Raw genomic sequence first — 22,897 nt, 5'->3', positions numbered from 1 at the left:
ATCGCTTGCATGGCGGACGCGCAATGCCCAGCATCGCATACATGAAACAGAGCATCAGCATCGCCGACGTCGACGTGCAGGACATCGACGCCTTCATCGAACGCGTCTGGTCGGAAGACGGTTTGGCCCAGCGCACGCTCGAAGCCTATCGGCGCGATCTCGAAGCGCTGGCTCGCTGGCTGGCTGGGCGCGGGCGGCGACTGCGCACGGCGCGGCGCGAAGACCTGTCGGCCTTCCATGGCTCCCAGCCGGTGGCGGTGCGATCGATGGCGCGTCGTCAATCGGCCTTTCGCCGCTACTACGCCGCGTTGGCGCGCGACGAACCGGGTTTCGACGATCCCACGCTGTTGATCGAGCGTCCGAAAATGCCGCGCAGCCTGCCCAAGGCGCTGGCCGAGCGCGAGATCGAAGGACTGCTCGATGCGCCGGATGTGTCCACCACGCTGGGATTGCGCGATCGGGCCATGCTGGAATTGATGTACGCGTCGGGATTGCGCGTATCGGAGTTGGTGGAACTGCCTCTCTCTGCATTGAACGCGCGCCAGGGTGTGCTGCGAATCACGGGCAAGGGCGGCAAGGACCGGCTGGTGCCGGTTGGCGAGGTGGCGCTGGAACGCGTCCAGGCCTATCTGACCGAGTCGCGCCCGGTGCTGGCCAAGGGCAGGCAACCCGCGGCGCTGTTTCTCAGCAAGCGCGGCGAGGGCATGACCCGCCAGATGTTCTGGACCCTGGTGAAGCGTCACGCGATGTCGGTCGGCATCAACGCCAAGCGCATTTCGCCGCATGTGTTGCGGCACTCGTTTGCGACGCACCTGCTCAATCACGGTGCCGATCTGCGCGCCTTGCAGATGCTGCTTGGTCACAGTGCGTTGAGCACCACGCAAATTTATACGCTGGTTGCCAAGGAAGGTCTGAAAAGGCTGCACGCCCAGCACCATCCGCGAGGTTGATCGCAGGGAGTCGTACCGGGAATGTGCGACAATTGCCGCCTCTCCCGGTATGCGAACTCGCATGAAGCCGGCACGCAGTGAGGTTGTGATGTCGAAGAAATTCTGGTTGACGCTGTGCTCCGGCGTGCTCGCTCTCCAGGCCGGTCTGGCCATCGCCCAATCCGCTGTATCGGTGCCGCCGCCTGCTGCGTCGACGCCCGAAAGCATCGTGCGGCAGACGATCATGCGGCTCGTACCCAAGGCCAAGATCGATCAGGTGACCCCTGCGCCGATGCCCGGCTTCTATCAGGTCATCACATCGGGCCACTTGGTATACGTCAGCGCCGACGGCAAGTACGTGATGAATGGCGATCTGATCGACGGCGTCAAAGGCACCAGCCTGACCGACGACGCCTGGGCGACCTATCGCAAGGCCGAGCTGGCGAAGGTGCCGGTGTCCGAGCGCATCGTCTTCGCGCCACCACATCCGAAGTACACGGTGACGGTATTCACCGACGTGACGTGTCCGTATTGCCGCGTGCTGCACAGTCAGATTGCGGCGATCAATAAGGAAGGCATCGCGGTGCAATACCTCGCATGGCCGCGTTCGGGCGTCACCGGTGAAGACGGCAAGCCGACGTCGACGTACAACGAGATGGTGTCGATCTGGTGTGCCAGCGATCGCAACGACGCGTTCACCCAAGCGAAGAAGGGGCGCGATCCGAAGCCCACGACGTGCAATAACCCGGTGAAGGATCAGTTCGACCTGGGGCTGAAGCTCGGCGTCACCGGCACGCCGGCCGTGTACGCGGAAGATGGAACGCAGATCGGCGGCTATCTTGCGCCTGAGCAGATGCTTGAAGCGGTGAAGGAGCACTCCGGCGCGGGTGGTTGATCCATCGACACCGCGTGAACGCATCCCAAGAATGCCCCTGATCCGGCCTCGTTGAGGTCCACACAGGGATGTGCCATGCGGAAATCTGCGCGAACGGCGGCCGTGCTACGTGCGCTGCCGTTTCTGATCGGTCTTGCTGTCAACCCGGCTCATGCGACGTCGGCGACGACGTCGCCGGTGATGTTGCCCAATCTCTATCATGCCGGTGCAGTGCTCAGCGAATACTGGGTGAGCGAAAAATACGACGGCGTGCGCGGTTATTGGGATGGCGAAAAGCTTCTCACGCGCAGCGGCAGCGTCATTCATCCTCCCGCCTGGTTTACGGCGCACTGGCCCAAGACGCCGCTGGATGGCGAACTGTGGGCCGGACGCGGCCAGTTCGATCACGCATCGGCCACCATCCGGCAACAGCCTGCCGATGACGACGCGTGGCGCCATATTCACTACATGGTGTTCGACGCACCCGGGCAACCCGGCTCATTCGATCAACGCATTCCCGCGCTCAAGCAGCTGATCGCGCAGATGGGCGTGCCCTGGGTGCAGGCGGTCCGGCAATTCAAGGTCGCCGGCGAGGTCGAGCTGAAGCGGCAGTTGGATGAGGTGGTGCAAGGTGGCGGCGAGGGTCTGGTGTTGCACCGTGGGACCTCGCTCTATCACGCCGGTCGCAGCGAGGACATGCTCAAGTTCAAGCCCTTCGATGATGCCGAGGCACGCGTCGTCGAGCACGTGCCCGGCAAGGGCAAGTACACGGGGATGATGGGTGCGTTGCTGGTGGAAATGCCCGACGGTACGCGTTTTCGCATCGGCACGGGGTTCACCGACGAACAACGCCGCAACCCGCCGCCCATAGGCAGCGTGGTGACGTTTCGGTACCAGGGGATGACATCCGGCGGCAAGCCGAGATTCGCGCGCTTTATGCGTGTTCGCAATGAGATGTAGACGCAAGCCCTTGTTTGCAGGGCGCACATGGCGTCGCTTCGGCGGCAAATCAACCGTGCGCGCGAGGAAGCGAAATGGGCCGTTTAGCGCCGATGCGGGGGTCTAAGGTACAATGACGCGATCCATCGCCTAGCGCCTTATCCCCCGCAATGATCGCACTCGACGGGCAGAGCGCCCTCTCGCCTTTTCGTCTGGAACGTCTTAATGCCCGCCTGGATGCTTTGCATCGCGGTGTTCGGGTGCAGGCGTGCTGGTTTGTCTATTTCATCGATGCCGCCGCTGCGCCGGAAGGCGAGCAGCGCAAGCGCCTGCTCGAGGTGCTTGAGGCCAGGGACGGTAAACCCGAAGCGGCTTCGCTTTGGGTTGTCCCGCGCCTGGGCACGATCTCGCCGTGGTCCAGCAAGGCCACCGATATTCTGCATGGCGCCGGTTTCGACGTTCGCCGCGTCGAGCGCGGCATGGCCTGGCAGGTAAGCGGTCTGCCAGCCGCAGGCGATGCGCGCTACAACGACGTGCTGGCGGTCTTGCACGATGCGATGACGCAATCGGTGCTCACCAGTCTCGATCAGGCGCAGGGCCTGTTCCTGGCCGGCAAACCCGGCGATCTGGTGCATATTGCGCTTGGCAACGATCCGCGCGCGGCATTGGCCAAGGCGAACACCGAACTGGGTCTGGCGTTGGCCGACGACGAGATCGATTACCTCGCCGAGCGTTACGCCGAGCTGGGTCGCGATCCGACCGACGCCGAGCTCTTCATGTTCGCGCAGGCCAATTCCGAGCATTGCCGCCACAAGGTGTTCAATGCCAGTTGGACGCTGGATGGCCAGGAACAGGACAAGAGCCTGTTCGCCATGATCAAGAACACGCATCAGCATTCGCCAGAGCACACGTTGTCTGCATACAAAGACAATGCAGCGGTGATCGAAGGCAACACCGGCAAGCGCTTCACCAGTGGCCAGGACGGCGTGTGGCGTGCCGGCGAAGAACGCATCGACTACGCCATCAAGGTCGAGACGCACAACCATCCGACGGCGATTGCGCCGTGGCCCGGTGCGGCCACGGGCGCGGGCGGCGAAATCCGCGATGAAGGCGCGACGGGTCGCGGCGCGAAGCCCAAAGCCGGTCTTGCCGGTTTCTCCGTGTCGGATCTGCGCATTCCCGGTCATCCGCAGCCGTGGGAAGTGGAGCGTCCGCTGCCGCCGCGCATGGCCAGCGCATTCGAAATCATGCGCGATGGTCCGCTTGGCGCTGCGGCGTTCAACAACGAATTCGGCCGTCCGTGTCTCGGTGGCTATTTCCGCACGTACGAGCATGAAACCGGCGAAGCCGGCGTACGTCGCGGATACGACAAACCGATCATGATCGCGGGTGGTATAGCCAATATCCGTCGCGAACATGTGCAGAAGCGCGACGTGCAGCCTGGCCATGCCGTGATCGTGCTGGGCGGTCCGGCGATGCTGATCGGCCTGGGTGGCGGTGCGGCATCGTCCGTTGCCTCCGGCGCATCGAGCGCGGAACTCGATTTCGCATCCGTGCAGCGCGACAACGCCGAAATGGAGCGTCGCTGCCAGCAGGTCATCGATGCATGCTGGTCGCGCGGCGAACACAATCCGATCGTCAGCATCCATGATGTCGGCGCGGGCGGCTTGTCCAACGCGATTCCGGAATTGCTCAACGACGCCGGAGTCGGCGGCGAGATCGATCTGTCGAAGGTGCCTTGCGACGATCCCTCGCTGTCGCCGATGCAGGTGTGGAGCAACGAATCGCAAGAGCGCTACGTGTTGGCGATCGCGACCGCCGATCTGCCCGAATTCGAAGCGTACTGCGTGCGCGAACGCTGCCCCTACGCCGTGGTCGGCACGGCCACGCAGGAGCGCGTATTGCGCGTGACCGATCCGCGCCGCGACTTGAGCGTGATCGATCTTCCGATGGACGTGCTGTTCGGCAAGCCGCCGCGCATGCATCGCGATGCCAAGCGCATCAAGCCGCGCATCGACGTGGTGCCGGACCTGAGCGGCATCGGCCTGGACGAAGCGCTGATGCGCGTGCTGCGCCTGCCGAGCGTGGGCAGCAAGAGCTTCCTCATCACCATCGGCGATCGCTCCGTGGGCGGTTTGTGCGCGCGCGATCCGATGGTCGGACCGTGGCAGGTGCCGGTGGCGGACTGCGCCGTCACGCTGCTCGATTTCGACGGCTACAAGGGTGAAGCGATGGCGATGGCCGAGCGCGCGCCGGTGGCCCTGCTCAACAGCGCCGACGCCGCGCGTCTTGCCGTGGGCGAAGCCATCACCAATCTCGCGGCTGCGCCCATCGACGATCTGGGCGAAGTGCGCCTGTCGGCCAACTGGATGGCGGCGGTCAATCATCCCGGCGAAGATGCTGCGCTGTTCGACGCGGTCAAGGCCGTGGGCATGGAACTGTGCCCGGAGCTGGATATTTCCATTCCGGTCGGCAAGGACTCGCTGTCCATGCAGACGGTGTGGAAAGACGGCGATACGCCGCAGCGCACCGTTGCGCCGGTGTCGCTGGTGATCACGGGCTTCGCGCGCGTGAGCGATGCGCGCCGCGTGCTGACGCCGCAACTTCGCCTCGATCGTGGCGATTCGGATCTGTGGCTGGTGGATCTGGGTGCGGGACGCGTGCGCATTGGCGGTTCGTCGCTGACGCAAGTATTCAATCGCGCCGGCGGCGTGCCGCCGGATCTCGACGATGCCAAGCATCTGAAGGCCCTGTTCGATCTGGTGCAGGAAGCCAATCGCAACGGCCTGCTGCTCGCGTATCACGATCGATCCGACGGCGGCGTGATCGTCACGCTGCTCGAAATGGCCTTCGCGGGTCATTGCGGTTTGGAGATCACGCTCGACGGTTGGGCGGAAGCCGCGCTCCGTGCGCTGTTCAACGAAGAACTGGGCGCGGTGATGCAGGTCGCCAGCGCCAACCGTGAAGCATTCGAGGCATTGCTGGTCAAGCACGGGCTGGCCGGCATGAGTCATCGCATCGGCCGCCCGAAAGAGAAGCTCGGCATCAAGCTGTTCCACAACGGTGACACGCTGTTCAAGTGGAACTGGACGCAGCTCTTCAAGGCGTGGAATGAAACCAGCCACGCGATGCAGCGCCTGCGCGACAACCCGACTGGCGCCGATACCGAATTGACCTGGCGCATCGACGATGCCGACGCCGGCATTTCGCCCAAGCTGACCTTCGATCCCGCGGAAGATATTGCCGCGCCTTATCTGAAGCGGTCCGCGCGTCCGCGCGTGGCGGTCCTGCGCGAGCAGGGCGTCAACGGCCAGGTGGAAATGGCGGCGGCCTTTACGCGTGCCGGCTTCGATGCGGTGGACGTGCACATGTCCGACCTTGCCAGCGGGCGCATCAAGCTCGACGACTTCCGCGGCTTCGCCGCGTGCGGCGGTTTCTCCTACGGCGACGTGTTGGGCGCCGGTCGCGGCTGGGCGACGTCGATTCTCTACAACGAACAGCTACGCGCGCAGTTCGCGGCGTTCTTTGCCGATCCCAGCCGTTTCGCGCTGGGCGTGTGCAATGGCTGCCAGATGCTCAGCCAGCTCAAGGACATCATTCCCGGCGCACAGCACTGGCCCAAATTCCTGCGCAACTCGTCCGAGCAATACGAGGCGCGCCTGGCCACGCTTGAAGTGCTCGATTCGCCGAGCGTCTTCTTCAAGGGCATGGCCGGTTCGCGCATTCCCGTGGTGGTGGCGCATGGTGAAGGGCGCGTGAGCTTCCCGCAGACATGCAGCCCGGCCAAATCGGGAAGCGCGGTGCGCTTCGTCGACAATCGCGGCAAGCCCACCGAAAACTATCCGCTTAACCCGAACGGTTCGCCGGGTGGCCTTGCGGGCTTCACCGCGGCCGACGGCCGCGTGACGATCCTGATGCCACATCCCGAGCGCGTGTTCCGCAGCGTGCAGATGAGCTGGCATCCGGAAACCTGGGGCGAGGATTCGCCGTGGATGCGCATGTTCCGCAACGCAAGGGTGTGGTGCGGCTGAGTCCAGCCCCATTGCGTCGATGGCCCCGTTGGTTGTGGGTCATCGCATGGGCCTTGTTGCTTGCGTGCCTGCCATGGTGGATCGACTTGCCATTGCTGCTGGCGCTTGCCACGACACAATGGGCGCAGGTACCACGCCTGCGGCCCTACAGCGGCATCATTCGACGCGCATTGCGCTGGGGATTGGCGGGCTTGCTGATCGCCAGTTATCGTGCTCTCGGCGGTCATGCGCTTGGACTCACGTTGACGTTGCTGGTGGCTTTGCTTGGTTTTTCGCTGCTGGTGCTGCTGGAATCGTGGCAGGATCGCAAGCCGCTGCGCAGCGTGGCGCTGGCCGCCGAATCGCCCGAGTGGCATGAGATGGCGTTGGCGCCGATTGGACCTGCGGCCGTCATCATCGAAGTTTCACCGCCTGTCTGGACTAGGCTGGAAGATACCGATCTTCACGCGCGCGCCGATCTGGCATGGACTGCAGAGCGCAGCTGGCGTATCGGGGAGCATACCAGGGTCGAAAATGTCGAACCCCAGGTTTCCGTGGCGCCGGGGCAGCGATGGCTGGCGTTCCCGATCGCCGCCGGACGTGGCATTGTGCTGTACGATCGCGCCCACGACAGGCAATACCGGCTGCGTGGCTGGCAGCTTTACGGTTGGCATGCACAAGAAGCGTGGCTCACACGTGGCGAGGACATGGCACCGCTGGCCCTCTCGCATGTGCTCGGCCAGGATCAGGTCGAGGAATAGACAAGGTTTTGTTTGACTCGCTCGTCGTGTCCATCGTCGCAAGGTCATCATGTCAGCACTCGATACCGCTACACCGGCGCTCACCGTCATCGTTGTCTCTGCCGACAGCGGTCCCAGTCTGCGCGACTGCGTGAACAGCGTGCTGGCGTGTTCGACGCCGCTCGAATTGCTGCTGATCGACAACAAATCCGGCGACGGCGTGCCGCAGGCGATTGCGCGTGCGCGCGAGAAGGATCAGCGGCTCAAGGTGATCTACAACCATGCCAATCTGGGCTTCGGTCCAGCCATCAATCGTGCGGTGGCGCAGGCGCATGGGCAGGCATTGCTGATACTCAATCCCGATTGCCTGCTGGAGGAATCCGCACTGCAGCGATTGCTTGCCGTGCTGGCTACCGAGCCCAAGGTGGGCGTCATTGGCGCAGTGGTATGCGATGCGAAGGGCGTGCCCGATCCGGCGTCGTATCGGCGCGATCCCGTCATGGCGCGTGCGCTTTCCACCCTGTTCAAGCGCAACGATGAAGGCGTGAACATCGACGGCAGCATGCCCGATCACGTGGTCGAGGCCGAGGCGATCTCCGGTGCGGTGATGTTGATGCCGCGCCGCGTGTTCGAGTGGCTCAACGGCTTCGACGAAAAGTATTTCCTGCATTGCGAAGATCTCGATATCTGCAGGCGCGCGCGCGACGGAGGATGGCGCGTGTTGCTGGCTGGCGATGTCCGCGTGCTGCATGGAAAGGGCGGTTCGAGCCGGCATCGTCCGGTGTTTGTGAGCTACCACAAACATCGGGGCATGTGGCGCTGGTTCCGCAAGTTCGATCCGGCGGCGCAAAGGCCGCATGTGGCGGCCACGGTTTGGTTGGGGCTGTGGGCGCACTTCCTGTTGCAGATTCCGGGGCAGTGGTATCGGATGGCCAAACGATGACGGCTGCCTCGCGTATAGGCACGCTGGCGACGATCGGTCTGCTGGTGATGACGGCGGTGTGGGGTTCCACCTTTGTCCTGATCAAGGATGTCGTGGGTCGCATGCCGGTGGCGGATTTTCTTGCCGTGCGCTTCATCGTCGCGGCGGTGGCGATGTTTGCCTTGTTTCATCGGCATGTGGCACGCCTGGGACGCAAACAGCTGCTTCGCGGTATCGCGCTGGGTGCGCTGTATGGCGTGGGGCAGTTATTGCAGACGTGGGGACTGTCGTTGATCTCGCCGAGCGTCAGCGGCTTTGTCACCGGGATGTATGTGGTCTTCACGCCGATACTCACCACCGTGCTGTTGCGGGAACGCTTGCCGGCCGCGGTGTGGTTGGCGGTCGGACTGGCGACGTTGGGGTTGGCGTTGCTTTCGCTCAACGGTTTTTCGGTCGACACCGGCGTATGGCTCACGCTCGCATCGGCGCTGCTCTATGGTTTGCATATCGTGGCGCTTGGCCGCTGGTCGCGTGCCGATGATGCGTTCGGTCTGTCGGCGGTGCAGATGGCGGTGATTGCGCTGGTGTGCCTGTTGGCGACCGCCGGTCACGGCGGTCCCACGTTGCCGCCCGATCGCAACGCATGGCTGGCCGTTCTCTACATGGCGTTGATTGCCGGTGCAGGCGCGATGCTGATGCAGACCTGGGCACAGGCGCATTTGCCGGCTACGCGCGCCGCGATCGTGATGACGACCGAGCCTGTATTCGCCGCCGCCTTCGCCGTGGCGCTGGGCAGCGACGTGCTGACCTGGCGCATGCTGCTGGGTGGCGGACTGGTATTGGCCGCGATGTATATGGTCGAACTGATGCCGCGCCGCGGCGCAGCCGCTGAACGTTCCGCCGAGGCCGTGCATCACGAAGTGTGAGGCCGGTTACCCTTCGCGCGGGATGGCGACGCCGGAGGCATCCTTCGGACGCTTTGCGTGCGGTTGCATGGCGATGCGAACCAGATACGCCACGATCGCGACATTCCCGATCAAGGCGGCCAGCTTCAGCCAATTGAAGCGCAGCAGCACCTCATAGATTTCCACCGGAATCAGCGAACCGGTGGCGATGACGGTGAACCATTCCGCCCAATGCTTGCGCAGCCACAGGCCCGTTCCTTCGGTGGCGAAGATGGCCGCATAAGCCAAAGCCACGATGCCGATGGCGACGAACTTGCTCGGTCCCATCTGCTCCAGCAGCTCGACCAGGCGCCAACGCAGGCCGCTGGAGTCGGTCAATGAAAGATGCTCCAGCGAGTGCACCAGGCGTTCGAAGTTCTCTTGCTGGTGCAGGCCGAATGCGGCCACCGCCACGAAGATCAGGCATACCGTCTTGATCGCCTTGTAAATGGCGATGATGCGCAAGCCGAGGCTGTGCCTGGCTTCAATGTCGGAACTTGGTCGGGTGATACGGTGATCGCTGGGGGACATGGGGACCGGTCACGGGCGTGCGTGAGGGCAAGTCTAACGGTTCGGGGATGGGGGAGGGCCAGGTCCTTAATGCGGACATGGCCCCGGTTTTCCAACATGCGGCCAGCCGGCCGTTCAGCAGCAGCGGCTGCCCATCTCCTCGTGGCGTGCGGCTTGCCGCTCGCGGGAGAACTCGGCGCAGGTGAGAGTCTCCCGGGGCATTGACCGGAACGCATGGTGTTGTAAGTGCCGTTTTCGCCATCTCTGGCGGTGCACCGTATCGAGCCTTGCAGGTATCGGGCGTGCACGGTTGGTGTTGTCATCGGCCTGTGGAAGGCTTGTGTTAACGCCGTCCCGGCTACAGTAAAAAAGAACAAGCATTCCGTGCGCGAGGTTTGCATGATCCGTGAAATCCTGAAGATGGGCGATCCACGTCTGCTGCGTGTCGCCCCACCCGTACCCGACAGCATGATCGGCACCGCCGAACTCGATGCTCTGATCGCCGACATGTTCGAAACCATGCATCACGCCGGTGGCGTCGGGTTGGCCGCGCCGCAGATCGGTGTGGACATGCAGCTGGTCATCTTCGGCTTCGACAGTTCCGAACGATATCCGGATGCGCCGCCGGTGCCGCAGACCATCCTGCTCAATCCGGTCATTACGCCGCTGTCGCAGGACATGGAGGAGGGTTGGGAAGGCTGCCTTTCGGTGCCGGGCCTGCGTGGCGCGGTCAATCGCTATTCGCTGATCCGCTATGAGGGCATCGATCCCAAGGGGCAGCGCATCGATCGCACCGCGGAAGGATTTCATGCGCGCGTCGTGCAGCATGAATGCGATCATCTGATCGGACGGCTGTATCCCTCGCGCATCACGGACTTCAGCAAGTTCGGTTTTACCGAGGTGTTGTTTCCCGGGATGGATCCGGCCGTCGACGAATGATCGGATTCACATGCGCTTCCGGCCAGGAAGGCCGGAAGCGCATCGGGCAACTTAAACCGGCTGCGGATGAAGCAGGAACCAGCCCAAAAATACGACGCCCGCGATGACGCAGTAGGTGCCGAACGAAGCCAGTCGTCCACGACCTTCGAAGTAGCTCATCAGAAACTTCAGGCTCAGCCACGCGGCGATCGCCGTCAGTATGCCGCCGAGGAACGCGTCGGCAAGCTGCTGCGGGGCGTGCAACAGCTTCGGTATTTCGAGCACGCCTGCAGCGAGAATGATGGGCGTGCCAAGCAGGAAGGAAAATTCCGCCGCTTTTTCCTTGTCCAACCCGGTGGCCGAGCCGGCGATCATGGTGAGTCCGCTGCGCGAGAATCCGGGAATCAGCGCACCGATCTGCGCAAGGCCGACAAGAAACGCCTGCCGGAAGCTCAGCTTTTCCGGCGGCTTGTGCGCACGCGTCCGCTGCAGGCGATCGCCGAGCCACAGCAACAGGCCGTTCGCGATCAATGCCATCGCCACGATCCGCAGATCGTGGAAGACGAGCTCGAGCCGCTTCTCGAGCAACAGCCCGACCACGCATGCCGGAATGGTGCCGATGATCAGCGACCACATCAGGTGGCCGTCGTCATTGGGGCGTCCGGCCAGCGATCCGAAAAAGCCGCGAATCAGCGCAACCCAGCGTTGACGGAAGTAACCCAGCAGCGCAAGCGCCGTGCCCAGGTGCAGGGCGACCAGAAAGGGAATCAGCTGCGGGGCATGTTTGTCGATGTGCATGCCGAACAGTCCGGGGACCAGCAGGGTGTGTCCCAGACTGCTGACGGGAAAGAGTTCCGTCACACCTTGCAACACGCTCAGGAAAACCAGAAACCAAAGACTCACGCATCATTCCTTTCAAGGGCCATTGGGGGATTATGTCAGCCTAAGTCGCTTGCGTGACAGGAATAGGCTGGCCATTATCGGGCGATTCAAGATGGGGAGTCCGAATGGAGAGGATGTCTGTCGGGGCGGGGAAGGGTGTCGAGGCGGGAAGTCTTGGGCCGCGCAATCCCGGCATCGATCTGCTGCGCGGCTTGTCGATTCTGTTGGTGGTGCTGCACCACATCGGCCTGCGCATTCCTCTCAAGCATGGTGTCCTGGCCGATTACGTGCCGGTCTTTCTCCTCAACGCCATCAACTACAACGGCTACGAATCGGTTTTTGTCTTTTTCGTGATCTCGGGGTTCCTGATTACGGGCAATGCACTCCAGCGTTGGGGTGGCCTGAATCGCGTGGATGCCCGGGCGTTCTACGTCCGCCGCTTTGCGCGCATCGCACCGTGCCTGTTCGTGTTGCTGGCGGTGCTCAGCGTCCTGCATCTGTCGGGCGTTCACCATTACGTGATCCAGCGCGAGGGGCAGAACCTGCCTCGAGCCTTGCTCTCCGCCGTGGGCCTGCATCTGAATTGGTATGAAGGCCACTACGGATATCTGCCCGGCAATTGGGACGTCTTGTGGTCGTTGTCCATCGAAGAGGCGTTCTATCTCGGATTTCCGCTGGCATGCCTGCTTGTGCGGCGCACGTGGATGCTTGCGCTGATGCTCATCGTGCTCGCACTGTCGCTGCCGTGGACGCATGCGGCATTGGCAAGTAACGAGGTATGGCAGGAGAAGGCTTATCTGCCGGGCATGGCGGCCATCGCCACGGGCGTGCTCGGTGCTTTGATTGCACGGCGCTGGCAACCGAATCGGCGTTGGGTCATGCGTACTTGGATCGAGGTGGGCTGCCTCGGCTTGGCTGCCATTTTATTTATCGAGGAATGGCTATGGCCCACGCTGCACGATGCGTGCTTGCTGCTGCTGACCGTGTCGGTCATGTGTCTGCTGATCGGTTTGCAGTGGCGGCAGAGTGCTGGTGCTTGGCGTGCATGGCGCGGGCTGAACTGGCTGCGATCCTTTGGCCGCTTGAGCTATGAAATTTATCTGAGCCACATGTTTGTGGTGACGGCAGCCGTACGCCTGTTCCATCTATGGAGCGGCGACATGAAATGGGGTGTGCTGTGGTATTTGCCGACGGTGCCTTTGTGCTGGCTGCTCGGCTACCTGGTCGCGCGTGTGATTTCGGTGCCCAGCGAACGCTGGATTCGCGCGCGGTGGCTGAAATCGCCGGCGACATCCATGCCTGCCGTACCGGTAGTCGCTTCCGTCGAGAGCGCCTAAAGCGGCAGAGGCATGCAGCTGCAAGCTGCATGCCTCGAATCGTCAATGCGATTTGAGCTTGAACTGCTGGGTGATCAGATCGAGCTTGGCCTTCATGTCCTCGGGCTTGTGCGTGCCCTGGGTTCCGTAGAAAGCCGTATAAAGTTCGGCCGGCGCATCGTTGGCCGGGGCGTCGATGACGCTGGCGATATCCATCTCGTCGCCGTCGTTGTAGGCCACGCCGTCGTAGGGATGCTGTTTGTGCAACAGCTTGCCCCAGTTCTGCTTGTAGTTGTCGTCGAGATCGGCACTCGGCGCGACATGGCGCCGGATGCTGATGCGATCCGGATCCGTGTTGTTCAGGCGGATCTGCACATAGCCCGCTTCCAACACAAACTTGTCGTTCTTCTGGTAATAGCCGACGCCAACGGAAAGCAAATTGTCCGGCCCGATCGTCTGCAACGAGGCCGGATAGCTGAAGTTGATGCTGCTGGAGTCGTAGCCGAAGCGCTTGCCGTAATCGAAGTCGATGTGCGTGTCTTTCAGCACCTCCGGCAGCAAGGACTTGTCGGACAGGAATTCTTTCCACTGGGCCAGCGTGCCGCCGTAATCGACGTTGAAGAAATCGGTCAACGCTTTCATGTCGATCAGGCTGTCATGCGTCACCATCGAAGGATTGATGCGCATCATGATGGCGTAGCCATCGGTGACCGGCAGCGCAAACACGACCACTTCGCCATTGATATGCGGTTGCGGCCAGATGAACACCTTCCAATGCCGCTGCCAGCTGTCGGTGTAGGTGGTGTCGGTGGTGGGCTTGCCCATCGAGGTGATCTTGATCTTTTCCGGGCCGACTTGCCGGTACCAGTAGCCGGTCTTGAGCACCAGATCCATCATCGCCTTCGGGTCGCCGTAGAAAACCGAGGCCTTCATGTCGTCGGGGCGGCGCAGATGCATCAGGAAGTTGTGGCCGACATAGCCGCTGGCGACATAGCCGTTGCCGCTGAGCGGAACCCGATTGAGTTCGCGTCCCGCGTAACCCCACTGGCCGCTGCGGTTATGCACGATCAGTTCCGGGAAGAGGCTCAACTCGGGCGTGTCGTGCAGAATCTGCCTGGAGCCCGCGCCGTGCGGAAATAGATCGCCCGCTTGTTGTTGCAACAGGGCCTTGAGTTGTTGTTCGTTGTAAGCGTTCTGCAGCTTCAGATAGGTGGCGCTGAAGTCGTCGTAGCTTTTCGGCAGCGGAAACTGGGCCTTGAAGTTGCCGTTCTGGTCGTAGTCGAGCACGTCCAGCTGGTAAGACATGCGCTTGTCCATCACCGCCAGCTTGTCCGGTGCATTGAGCACTTCGCTGATCGGCAAGGCGTAGTTGAGGTTTTCGTTCGCCGACTTCATCAACACGACGCCGATGACCTTGCCGTCCTGGTCGAGCAGCGGACCGCCGCTGTTGCCGGGCGAGGCGGCAGCCGAGAAGCGCATCCACTTCCAGCGACCGTTTTCTTCCTCGGGCGTATCGGAAGTGTAAAGACCATCGCGGATCACCACGCCGGTTCCGAGTGCGTTGCCCACGGCGTAGACGACGCTGTTGACCGCCGGCTTGATGTTGGTGTCCAGCGAGACGTTGCCGGGCTGCTCCTTCAGCGAGAACATCACGAAGTCCTGCTGTAGCGAGAACTTCAGGATTTTGTCGATGGCGTAAACGTGGCCGTTCGCATCGCGCAGCGCGGGCGGTCCGGTCAGATCGCCGATGCCGACCATCAGCACGTGGCCAGCGGTGACATAACGATTGTTGCCCAATGAAAAAGCGGTGCCCACCGAGAAATATTTGTCGGTGCGTTCCTGATAGGGCAGCAGATCGAGCGGCAGCGGCTTTTCGTAGATCAGCGGATCGTTGACCTCCTTTGGGATAACCACTTCGAACGTCGCCGCATTGATCTTCGCGGCCAGGCTGGGATCGGGGCTGGCGGCGTGGGCAGGACCTATCAGTCCCACCGAGATCACGACCAGACACCATGCCAGCGACAACTTGCGCACGAACCCAACCATTCTTGCGGTCACGTTTCGATCCCACCCATTCGATGCCGGCATACGTTTCCTTCGCATGGTTGCCGACCGGCGCCACGCCGGATCTCCGCGCTGGATACTGACATAGCGGCAGGGCTTTGGGGATGGGGGGATTACGCGATTGCGGGGCGAAAACCGACGCGTTATGGCGCGCGGTTGTTAGCCATTTCAAGGTTGCAAACGGCTTGCAACGCAATCGCGAAAGAAACGTGCCAGTCAGGCTGGTTCAGGCAGGGAAAAACCGCATCCATCGACCCTTCGCAGGGTTGCAAAAACGTCAACTTGCGGCGACCGCACCGGACGCCGGTGCGAGTCTTCCTTCGAACGGGGAGTGCCGACCGCGTTAGTGCTGGCGATAGCGGTTGATGGTATCGCGCAACGCGATGGTGGCCGTGCGAGCGGCCTGGGCGAAATCCGCGCCGCTGCCTGCGTAGAGAATGGCGCGCGAGGAACTGATCATCAACCCGGCGCCTGCCGAGGTGCGGCCGTTGCGAACCACGGCTTCCACGTCGCCGCCCTGCGCGCCGATGCCCGGAACGAGCAATGGGACATCGCCGACCAGGGAACGCACTTGCGCGAGCTGCTCCGGCCACGTGGCGCCCGTGACGAGCGCGCAGTTGCCGTGCGTATTCCAGTCGCGCGCAATCATTTGCGCGACATGCTGATAGAGCGGCTTGCCGCCGATGTCGAGATCCTGCAGATCGGCGGCACCGGGATTGGAGGTGTGGCACAGCAGGATCACGCCTTTGTCGGCGCGATCGAGAAACGGCTGCACCGAATCGCGGCCGAGGTAGGGATTGAGCGTGACGGCGTCGGCGCCGTAACGATCGAAGGCTTCGGTGACGTAGTGCTGCGCGGTGCTGCCGATATCGCCGCGCTTGGCATCGAGGATGACCGGCACGCCCGGATGTTTGGCGTGAATGTGCGCAATCAGCCGCTCGAGCGCATCTTCCGCGCGCAGTGCAGCGAAGTGGGCGATCTGCGGTTTATAGGTGCAAACGAGATCGGCGGTGGCATCGACGATGGCACTGCAGAATTCGAACACGGCATCCGCGCGGCCTTTCAGATGCGCGGGAAATTTCGCCGGTTCCGGATCGAGTCCCACGCAGACCAGCGAGTTGTTGCCGGTCCATGCCTGTTGCAGGGATTGCATGAAATGCATGGTCTCTCTCCTTGTCGCCTTATTCCCTCTCCCCTTCGGGGAGAGGGTGGGGTGAGGGGACAATCTTGCGGTGTAGATGAATCAGGACGCGATTCTATTGAGGCCTGGGCAAGGCGTGACCCCTCACCTCAATCCTCTTCCTCGCTCCTCAGAGCGGGGCCATCCATGGCCCCTCCCCGCGTCCCGGGGGAGAGGAGGCAGACGCAAAAGCCGTGCTTTAAGCCAGCTTCTTGTACTTCACACGATGCGGCTTCGAAGCTTCCTCGCCCAGGCGACGCTTCTTGTCCGCTTCGTATTCGTTGTAGTTGCCGGGGAAGAATTCCACGTGCGAGTCGCCTTCGAAAGCGATGATGTGCGTGGCGATGCGGTCGAGGAACCAGCGATCATGCGAGATCACCATCGCGCAGCCCGGGAACTCCAGCAGGGCGTCTTCCAAGGCGCGCAGGGTTTCGATATCCAGGTCGTTCGAAGGCTCGTCGAGCAGCAGCACATTGCCACCCTGCAGCAGGGTCTTGGCCATATGCAGGCGGCCGCGTTCACCGCCGGAGAGGTTGCCGACGATCTTCTGCTGATCGGTGCCCTTGAAGTTGAAGCGGCCGATATAGGCGCGCGACTGGATCTCGAAGTTGCCGATGGTAAGGATGTCCGATCCACCCGAGACTTCCTGCCATACGTTGTTTTTCGCGTCGAGCGCGCCGCGCGACTGGTCGACGTAGGCAAGCTTCACGGTGTGACCGAGTTTCACTTCGCCGTTGTCAGGCTTCTCGACGCCGGTGATCAGTTTCATCAGCGTGGATTTACCGGCGCCGTTCGGACCGATCACGCCGACGATGGCGCCCGGCGGCACCTTGAACGACAGATCGTCGATCAGCAGGCGGTCGCCGAACGACTTGCTCACGTTCTTGAACTCGATCACTTCCTGGCCCAGGCGCTCGCCCGGCGGGATGAAGATTTCGTTGGTTTCGTTGCGACGCTGGTAGTCGACGGAGTTCAGTTCCTCGAAGCGGTTCAGTCGCGCCTTGCCCTTGGACTGACGGCCCTTGGCTGCGGAGCGCACCCATTCCAGTTCCTTCTCGATCGCCTTCTGGCGCGACTTTTCCTGCTGCGCTTCCTGCTTCAGGCGCTGGTCCTTCTGTTCCAGCCACTCGGTGTAGTTGCCCTTCCAAGGAATGCCGCGGCCGCGGTCGAGTTCGAGAATCCACTCGGCGGCGTTGTCGAGGAAGTAGCGATCATGGGTGACGGCTACCACGGTGCCGGGATAGTCCTGCAGGAAGTGCTCCAGCCATTCCACCGATTCGGCGTCCAGATGGTTGGTGGGCTCGTCGAGCAGCAGCATGTCGGGCTTGGAGAGCAGCAGGCGGCACAGCGCCACGCGGCGCTTTTCGCCACCGGACAGCGGGCCGATCTTGACGTCCCACGGCGGCAGGCGCAGCGCATCGGCGGCCACTTCGAGCTGGCGCTCCAGCGCGTGGGCGTCGTTGGCGGCGAGGATGTTTTCCAGCTCTTGCTGTTCGGCGGCAAGCTTGTCGAAATTGGCGCCTTCCTCGGCGTAAGCCGCGTAAACCTCTTCAAGACGCTTCTGAGCGTCGAGAATGACGGATACGCCTTCCTCCACCGCTTCGCGAACTGTCTTGTCGGGATCCAGCTGAGGCTCCTGCGCCAGGTAGCCCACCTTGGTGCCGGGCTGCGGGCGGGCTTCGCCCTGAAAATCGGTGTCCACGCCCGCCATGATGCGCAGCACGGTCGACTTGCCCGCGCCGTTCAGGCCCAGCAGGCCGATCTTGGCGCCCGGGAAGAAGCTCAGCGAAATGTCCTTGATGATCTGGCGCTTCGGGGGAACGATCTTGCTGACCCCGTTCATGGTGTAGATGTATTGCATGCTGGCTCCGAAAGCGTGCGCGTGGCCGGCCCGGGTGGATGGGCGACGCGCGGGGCGTGGGTATCAAACCCGGCATTATAGCGGCTGCGTGGTCATTCCCGGTGACGGTTGACGGCCCGGACGTCGCTCCCGTGCAGCCAGATGGCCATCGTTGCGCCATTTTTCGCGCCATTGACGGTCAGCTCCGGCCGCCATGCTCCACGGATCACGGATGGAGCGATCAATGGAAGCTGCCGGCCCCCTCAAACGTGGGGACGATGGGCTGAACTGGCTTCGACGCTGGGATGGCCGCATAGCGGTGTGGGCCCAATCGCGCGGCCGCTACGCCACCGCGTTGCACGAGTTGGCGTGCTTCGGCGTCAAGCAGGCGTCGGCCTGCCTGTTCGGCGGTTGCATGGTGGCCTTGCTGTGGCTGACCTGGGCGTTCTATCCGCGTGGCGCGGCGCTGGCGCGCTACGACTTCCTCACGCTCGCCGCGCTGGCGATCCAGTGCGTGCTGATCGCCACGCGGCTGGAAAGTCGCGACGAGGCGAAAGTCATCCTGATGTTCCACGTGGTCGGCACGGTGATGGAGCTGTTCAAGACCTCCGTGGGATCGTGGGTCTACCCGGAAGCCTCTCTGTTGCGCATCGCCGGCGTGCCGTTGTTCTCCGGTTTCATGTACGCATCGATCGGCAGCTATATCGCGCGGGCGTGGCGGCTGTTCGATTTTCGTTTTGTGCGGCATCCGCCTTTTGCGGCGACGGTGTGGCTGGCGATTGCGATCTACGTGAATTTCTTCACGCACCACTTTTTGCCGGATGTGCGCGTTCTTCTGTTCATCGCCGTTGCCGTGCTGTTTGGACGCACGTGGGTTTATTTCCGCATCCGCGATGTGCATCGGCGCATGCCGCTGTTGCTCGGTTTCGTGTTGGTCGCGACGTTCATCTGGTTCGCCGAGAACATGGGCACGTTCACTGCCGCTTGGCGCTATCCGGCGCAGCGACACGCGTGGAGCATGGTGCCGCTGTCGAAGCTCGGTGCATGGTTGCTGTTGATGATTATCAGCTATGTGATGGTGAGCGCGGTGGCGATGCGGCGACCCGCGCTGGATGATTGCGGGTTACGTGGCCCACGTAATTAGTGCTTTTGTCGATCCGGCGATGCCATCGCCTTTGCGCAGGGAACATGAAGCTTACGTCGAAGCGGTGATGCTCATATCACGACGCGTGTTTGAATGGTTGAACGATTGCGACGAAAACTATTTCCTGCATTACGTTCGTTTTGCTCTACGAGCATGTGGTGTGCCTTGATTGTCGCCAGTTGCTGCAAGTCAGACCATGCCTCAATGCAAGGCTGCGAATCGCCCAAACTTCCGAGCAGGTTCATTGTGTCTTGATCAGCTGTGGATGCCTGCATGAAAACGTGGGAAAACCTCAAAGCCTCACCTCGGTTTTCAGTTTTCAGTTTTGACAACGCATCTACTTTTTTGAATTGGGCAGAAGCCTTCCCTGGTGGATCGCTGTCGACATTTCAATGTATGACTTTTTTCGCTCAATTTTACAGGAAAAACCTCACATACGATGCATGCTTTTTGTAGTAATTTTTCTACGAACAAGTATTAGGCAAACGGAGTCGGTGTGTTCGTTTGTGCTGGGTGTCGAGGAGTGCGCATGACATCCATAAAGGGCAGGCCTGGTGCTGGGCTACGTCGAGGTCTCGTCGATAGGCGAGAGTGACTTCGTCGTCAAAACTGCAGCCGCATGCGTTCGACACGGTTTTGTTCGCGGCGCAGTGACATCAATGAAAGAAAGAGGTTCTATCGTTCATGCAAAATGTAACCATGATCCGCAGCCTTGATGATCTATCATATGTATGTCAGCAGGTTCCGCGGATATTAACTTTATTCAGTGGTGGCTTAGACAGCACATTCCTCCTCAAGGAATTAGCGAGAAGCGCAGGCACTGAAATTTTTTGCCTAACCATTGACCTGGGTTGCGGTGTCAATCGGTCAGATCTTGAAGAACTTGCACATCGGTTTGGCGCTCGCTCCATTGTAGTAGATGGTCGCGCAACCTTCGCACGCGATGCCGTTCTGTCGGCTATTCGAGCCAATGCTCGATATATGGGTATGTATCCCATCAGCTCGTCCCTGTCGCGTCCGATCATCGCTCGCTATGCCGTTGAGTTCGCCATGAAGCTTGGTTGCGGAGCAATCGTGCACACGGCCAATCAGTCGCAGAACAGTTTGCGGCGATTGAATGGCTCCATCGAACAGCTTGGTTTCTCTGGTTATTACGGGACGCCATATGAGTTTTCAGCGCTTACCCGCGAGGAGAAAATTGCCGGACTCAAAGCTGTCGGCTTGAGTAGCTTTCAAGCTCGCGGTGTTAGCGGTGATGCCAATTTGTGGTGCCGGGAATTTGAATCCGGGTCTCTTGATAACCCAGAAGCATTTTGTGTCCCTGACGGATTATTCGACTGGACGGCGGAGAGCTTGTCGCGGCGCTTCAGTTCTGACTTCGCTATCCGTTTTGAACGTGGCGTGCCGGTCGCCATCGATGGGATAGATATGCCATTAGTGGAATTGATCGAGGCGACAAATCTCAAAGTGGGTAGCTTTCAAATCGGCCGCTACGCGGGACTTGAGCATTTGGAAAAGGGGGAAAAGGTGCTAGAGGTTCGTGAAGCACCCGCGGCCTTCATCCTGATGGATGCGTACCGTCATTTGGAGACCGCCGTGCTCAATGCAGAGGTGCTGCGCGAGAAAATTTCACTTGAACAATTATGGGTCCGTGAAGCTATTGAAGGACGTTGGTACGACGAACTGAGAACCGCGGCCGAAAGTTTCATCGCAAGCGCCGCGTCGAGAATCTCCGGCACGGTTGAATATCGTCTACGCCAGGGCGCGGCAGACGTGTGCTCGATACAAGCCAAGAACGCGCGCTACCTCACTGACCGCGACACATGGGAGAAAGCCGTCGCAGCCATTCGCGGGGCACGCCGCCTTAGCGACATGCCGGTCGTCACCGACACCAAGACGGAGATGGTTGCAGCATGACTAGCGCCATGAACTCCCAGAGTAAAATTCTGCAATCCAGAGCATTCTTGCATGGCGGTCCAGCAGACCTATTCGGCACTGGCTTCACTACATCCCCCGCCTGGAACCTGCTTGCGGATAGTTGGAACGACCTGAAACAAGACGAATACATGGCTGATGGCGGAACCTACCGATACCGGCGCTACTCTGAGTTCCAGGTCGATTCCACGGATCGGTCGGTAACGGTGCTGCCCCATGTCCCGTATCGGCAAAGCCGGGAATACAATCCTTTAAATGGAGGAATTGACCGATGGTATCGGGCAATTCGTGAAGACATCCAGAAAAATTCGGCATTCCAAGATGCGCTTCTTTCTTGTATCGATGTGCTAGCGCCATTGCAGCCACGCTCGCGATGGACAGTCAAAGTCTTCCAGAACCGGATCTTTGCTAAAGCCGGAGAAGTTGGCAAGCCAACACCCGAAGGCGTTCACCGCGATGGATGCGATTTTGTCCTGTCGCTTCTGATTAAGCGCCACAACATTGTCGGCGGCGAAAGCTCCGTCTATTCAAGTGACGGTGAACAGGTCGAAGCCTCGGTCATGCTGAAGGATGGGGGCGACTTCCTATTCCTGGACGATCAGCGAACGAAGCACTGTGTCCAACCCATTGCGCGCCTCGTCCCAGTCGATGAAGGCTATCGCGACATGTTGATTGCGATGTTCGCACCGTGAGTACAAACGAAGCAATTCTCGACGGCCGTCGTGCTTATTTGTGGGCGGAGGTCATGCTCCTCCTAGTCGCGTTGGTGTGGGGCGCGAGCTATGGCTTAGCTAAAACAGCAGTGCTGTTTTACCCCGTGCTTGGCTTCTTGGCTGTCCGCTTTTGCATCACGTCGGCTCTCTTGCAACCAGCATGGCGGGGATTGACAAGGCACAGGAGAGTGGCGGTATTGAAAGCTGGGGTTCCCCTTGGCCTTATTCTCTTATCCATTTTTGTCAGCGAAACGTATGGTCTGTCGCTGACGCGGGCGTCAAACGCCGCCTTTCTCATCAGCATGTGTGTGGTGTTCACGCCCTTTGTGGAATGGATCGTGCTGGGATTTCGCCCGAGCATCGCTGGCTTTGTGGCGGCGGGTGTTTCTCTGGTCGGAGCGTGGTTATTGACCTCAGGGGCGACCCTGTCGTTGAACGGTGGTGATGCCCTGATACTGGCGGCGGCAGTGTTACGGGCCATGATGGTGACGTTTACGAATAAACTGACCAGAGGACGAGACATTCCCGCATTTCCGTTAACCGGAGTTCAAACCGGGGTCGTCGGATTGGGCTGCGTGATACTCGGGATTGCCGTGTTGCCTGGCGGACTTCCAGAACTTCCTCATGCGCCCCTCTTCTGGTCCTCAACCGGATTCCTTGTGGTGTTTTGTACGCTATTCGCTTTTTTCGCGCAAAATTACGCGCTCCGGCGTACGTCTCCCACCAGGGTCTCTCTCCTTATGGGAATGGAGCCCGTTTTTGGTGCTCTCTTCGCCGTCTACTGGCTTCACGAAACTCTGAGCGCCAGAGCGTGGTTGGGCGGCGTGTTGATTATGTCTGCTTCGGTATGGGCTGCATTGCGACGTTCGTCATCCATGCCAGAGATCAAAAGAATGGTTCAAAAGAATAAAAGAACAGTTCCTAGTTCACTTACTGACACTGGTTTAGGCGATAGATAAGGGCATGATGGGTGTTCACGATTGGTGTCGTTTGCCCCCTCTGCCGAACATGAGTGTTGTCCAAAGACGGAGAATCTC

Annotated in this window: 18 protein-coding genes; 13 read left to right on the top strand and 5 right to left on the bottom strand. The window is 61.0% G+C overall.

Going from position 1 to position 22,897, the window contains the following annotated elements; translation table 11 throughout:
- Positions 1–41 precede the first annotated feature (41 nt).
- From xerD to DWU99_RS13935, 7 genes are all read left to right on the top strand, one after another.
- Entirely contained in the window at positions 42–950 is a 909-nt protein-coding gene (xerD, locus tag DWU99_RS13965) for a site-specific tyrosine recombinase XerD (RefSeq protein WP_233511144.1), read from the top strand.
- 88 nt (positions 951–1,038) lie between these two features.
- Positions 1,039–1,824 (top strand): disulfide isomerase DsbC N-terminal domain-containing protein, encoded by a 786-nt coding sequence (locus DWU99_RS13960; protein WP_115478894.1) that lies wholly within the window; start codon positions 1,039–1,041, stop codon positions 1,822–1,824.
- A 75-nt stretch (positions 1,825–1,899) separates the two neighbouring features.
- On the top strand, positions 1,900–2,763 hold the full coding sequence (locus tag DWU99_RS13955; RefSeq protein WP_115478683.1) for a DNA ligase: 864 nt from the start codon (positions 1,900–1,902) through the stop codon (positions 2,761–2,763).
- A 149-nt stretch (positions 2,764–2,912) separates the two neighbouring features.
- On the top strand, positions 2,913–6,773 hold the full coding sequence (gene purL / locus DWU99_RS13950) for a phosphoribosylformylglycinamidine synthase (RefSeq protein WP_115478682.1): 3,861 nt from the start codon (positions 2,913–2,915) through the stop codon (positions 6,771–6,773).
- Positions 6,731–7,513, top strand: a complete 783-nt coding sequence (locus tag DWU99_RS13945) for a hypothetical protein (RefSeq protein WP_115478681.1) — start codon at positions 6,731–6,733, stop codon at positions 7,511–7,513. Before purL ends, DWU99_RS13945 begins: the two co-directional genes overlap by 43 nt.
- A 49-nt stretch (positions 7,514–7,562) precedes the next feature.
- Positions 7,563–8,435, top strand: coding sequence for a glycosyltransferase family 2 protein (locus DWU99_RS13940; RefSeq protein WP_115478680.1), 873 nt, complete (start codon positions 7,563–7,565; stop codon positions 8,433–8,435).
- On the top strand, positions 8,432–9,340 hold the full coding sequence (locus DWU99_RS13935; RefSeq protein ID WP_115478679.1) for a DMT family transporter: 909 nt from the start codon (positions 8,432–8,434) through the stop codon (positions 9,338–9,340). The genes DWU99_RS13940 and DWU99_RS13935 overlap by 4 nt, the downstream gene beginning before the upstream one ends.
- Positions 9,341–9,346: 6 nt before the next feature.
- Here DWU99_RS13935 and DWU99_RS13930 read toward each other — a convergent pair whose 3' ends face one another.
- On the bottom strand, positions 9,347–9,889 hold the full coding sequence (locus DWU99_RS13930; protein ID WP_115478678.1) for a DUF2127 domain-containing protein: 543 nt from the start codon (positions 9,887–9,889) through the stop codon (positions 9,347–9,349).
- 378 nt (positions 9,890–10,267) lie between these two features.
- On the opposite strand from DWU99_RS13930, the gene def reads away from it, so the two are divergent.
- Entirely contained in the window at positions 10,268–10,807 is a 540-nt protein-coding gene (gene def / locus DWU99_RS13925) for a peptide deformylase (protein WP_115478677.1), read from the top strand.
- 51 nt (positions 10,808–10,858) lie between these two features.
- Here def and DWU99_RS13920 read toward each other — a convergent pair whose 3' ends face one another.
- Complete coding sequence (locus DWU99_RS13920) at positions 10,859–11,689, bottom strand: undecaprenyl-diphosphate phosphatase (protein WP_115478676.1); 831 nt, start codon at positions 11,687–11,689, stop codon at positions 10,859–10,861.
- Between the two features lie 104 nt (positions 11,690–11,793).
- On the opposite strand from DWU99_RS13920, the gene DWU99_RS13915 reads away from it, so the two are divergent.
- Complete coding sequence (locus DWU99_RS13915) at positions 11,794–13,005, top strand: acyltransferase family protein (RefSeq protein ID WP_115478675.1); 1,212 nt, start codon at positions 11,794–11,796, stop codon at positions 13,003–13,005.
- 42 nt (positions 13,006–13,047) lie between these two features.
- Here DWU99_RS13915 and DWU99_RS13910 read toward each other — a convergent pair whose 3' ends face one another.
- The 3 genes from DWU99_RS13910 to ettA all read right to left on the bottom strand — a co-directional run bounded on the left by DWU99_RS13910 (position 13,048) and on the right by ettA (position 18,089).
- Complete coding sequence (locus DWU99_RS13910) at positions 13,048–15,042, bottom strand: S1 family peptidase (protein WP_233511143.1); 1,995 nt, start codon at positions 15,040–15,042, stop codon at positions 13,048–13,050.
- A 349-nt stretch (positions 15,043–15,391) separates the two neighbouring features.
- Entirely contained in the window at positions 15,392–16,210 is an 819-nt protein-coding gene (gene pyrF / locus DWU99_RS13905) for an orotidine-5'-phosphate decarboxylase (protein ID WP_115478673.1), read from the bottom strand.
- 217 nt (positions 16,211–16,427) lie between these two features.
- Entirely contained in the window at positions 16,428–18,089 is a 1,662-nt protein-coding gene (ettA, locus tag DWU99_RS13900) for an energy-dependent translational throttle protein EttA (RefSeq protein WP_115478672.1), read from the bottom strand.
- Between the two features lie 223 nt (positions 18,090–18,312).
- On the opposite strand from ettA, the gene DWU99_RS13895 reads away from it, so the two are divergent.
- From DWU99_RS13895 to DWU99_RS13880, 4 genes are all read left to right on the top strand, one after another.
- On the top strand, positions 18,313–19,212 hold the full coding sequence (locus DWU99_RS13895; RefSeq protein ID WP_115478671.1) for a DUF817 domain-containing protein: 900 nt from the start codon (positions 18,313–18,315) through the stop codon (positions 19,210–19,212).
- 684 nt (positions 19,213–19,896) lie between these two features.
- A complete protein-coding gene (locus DWU99_RS13890) occupies positions 19,897–21,129 on the top strand; it encodes an argininosuccinate synthase-related protein (RefSeq protein ID WP_115478670.1) in 1,233 nt (410 codons plus the stop codon).
- A complete protein-coding gene (locus DWU99_RS13885; protein WP_115478669.1) occupies positions 21,126–21,839 on the top strand; it encodes a 2OG-Fe dioxygenase family protein in 714 nt (237 codons plus the stop codon). Before DWU99_RS13890 ends, DWU99_RS13885 begins: the two co-directional genes overlap by 4 nt.
- Positions 21,836–22,819, top strand: a complete 984-nt coding sequence (locus DWU99_RS13880; protein WP_199535803.1) for a DMT family transporter — start codon at positions 21,836–21,838, stop codon at positions 22,817–22,819. The genes DWU99_RS13885 and DWU99_RS13880 overlap by 4 nt, the downstream gene beginning before the upstream one ends.
- Positions 22,820–22,897: the final 78 nt, after the last annotated feature.

Source organism: Dyella psychrodurans (genome assembly GCF_003363265.1).
In the GTDB taxonomy this organism is placed as follows: domain Bacteria; phylum Pseudomonadota; class Gammaproteobacteria; order Xanthomonadales; family Rhodanobacteraceae; genus Dyella_B; species Dyella_B psychrodurans.
The sequence above is the reverse complement of the archived record's forward strand: the minus strand, read 5'-3'. Positions and strand labels throughout refer to the sequence as shown.

Coding starts and splice junctions, on each gene's coding strand:
- DWU99_RS13960 (WP_115478894.1), top strand. CDS start 1,039: ATGTCGAAGAAATTCTGGTTGACGCTGTGCTCCGGCGTGCTCGCTCTC.
- DWU99_RS13955 (WP_115478683.1), top strand. CDS start 1,900: ATGCGGAAATCTGCGCGAACGGCGGCCGTGCTACGTGCGCTGCCGTTT.
- pyrF (WP_115478673.1), bottom strand. CDS start 16,210: ATGCATTTCATGCAATCCCTGCAACAGGCATGGACCGGCAACAACTCG.
- DWU99_RS13940 (WP_115478680.1), top strand. CDS start 7,563: ATGTCAGCACTCGATACCGCTACACCGGCGCTCACCGTCATCGTTGTC.
- DWU99_RS13885 (WP_115478669.1), top strand. CDS start 21,126: ATGACTAGCGCCATGAACTCCCAGAGTAAAATTCTGCAATCCAGAGCA.
- DWU99_RS13895 (WP_115478671.1), top strand. CDS start 18,313: ATGGAAGCTGCCGGCCCCCTCAAACGTGGGGACGATGGGCTGAACTGG.
- purL (WP_115478682.1), top strand. CDS start 2,913: ATGATCGCACTCGACGGGCAGAGCGCCCTCTCGCCTTTTCGTCTGGAA.
- ettA (WP_115478672.1), bottom strand. CDS start 18,089: ATGCAATACATCTACACCATGAACGGGGTCAGCAAGATCGTTCCCCCG.
- DWU99_RS13915 (WP_115478675.1), top strand. CDS start 11,794: ATGGAGAGGATGTCTGTCGGGGCGGGGAAGGGTGTCGAGGCGGGAAGT.
- def (WP_115478677.1), top strand. CDS start 10,268: ATGATCCGTGAAATCCTGAAGATGGGCGATCCACGTCTGCTGCGTGTC.
- DWU99_RS13890 (WP_115478670.1), top strand. CDS start 19,897: ATGCAAAATGTAACCATGATCCGCAGCCTTGATGATCTATCATATGTA.
- DWU99_RS13935 (WP_115478679.1), top strand. CDS start 8,432: ATGACGGCTGCCTCGCGTATAGGCACGCTGGCGACGATCGGTCTGCTG.
- xerD (WP_233511144.1), top strand. CDS start 42: ATGAAACAGAGCATCAGCATCGCCGACGTCGACGTGCAGGACATCGAC.
- DWU99_RS13930 (WP_115478678.1), bottom strand. CDS start 9,889: ATGTCCCCCAGCGATCACCGTATCACCCGACCAAGTTCCGACATTGAA.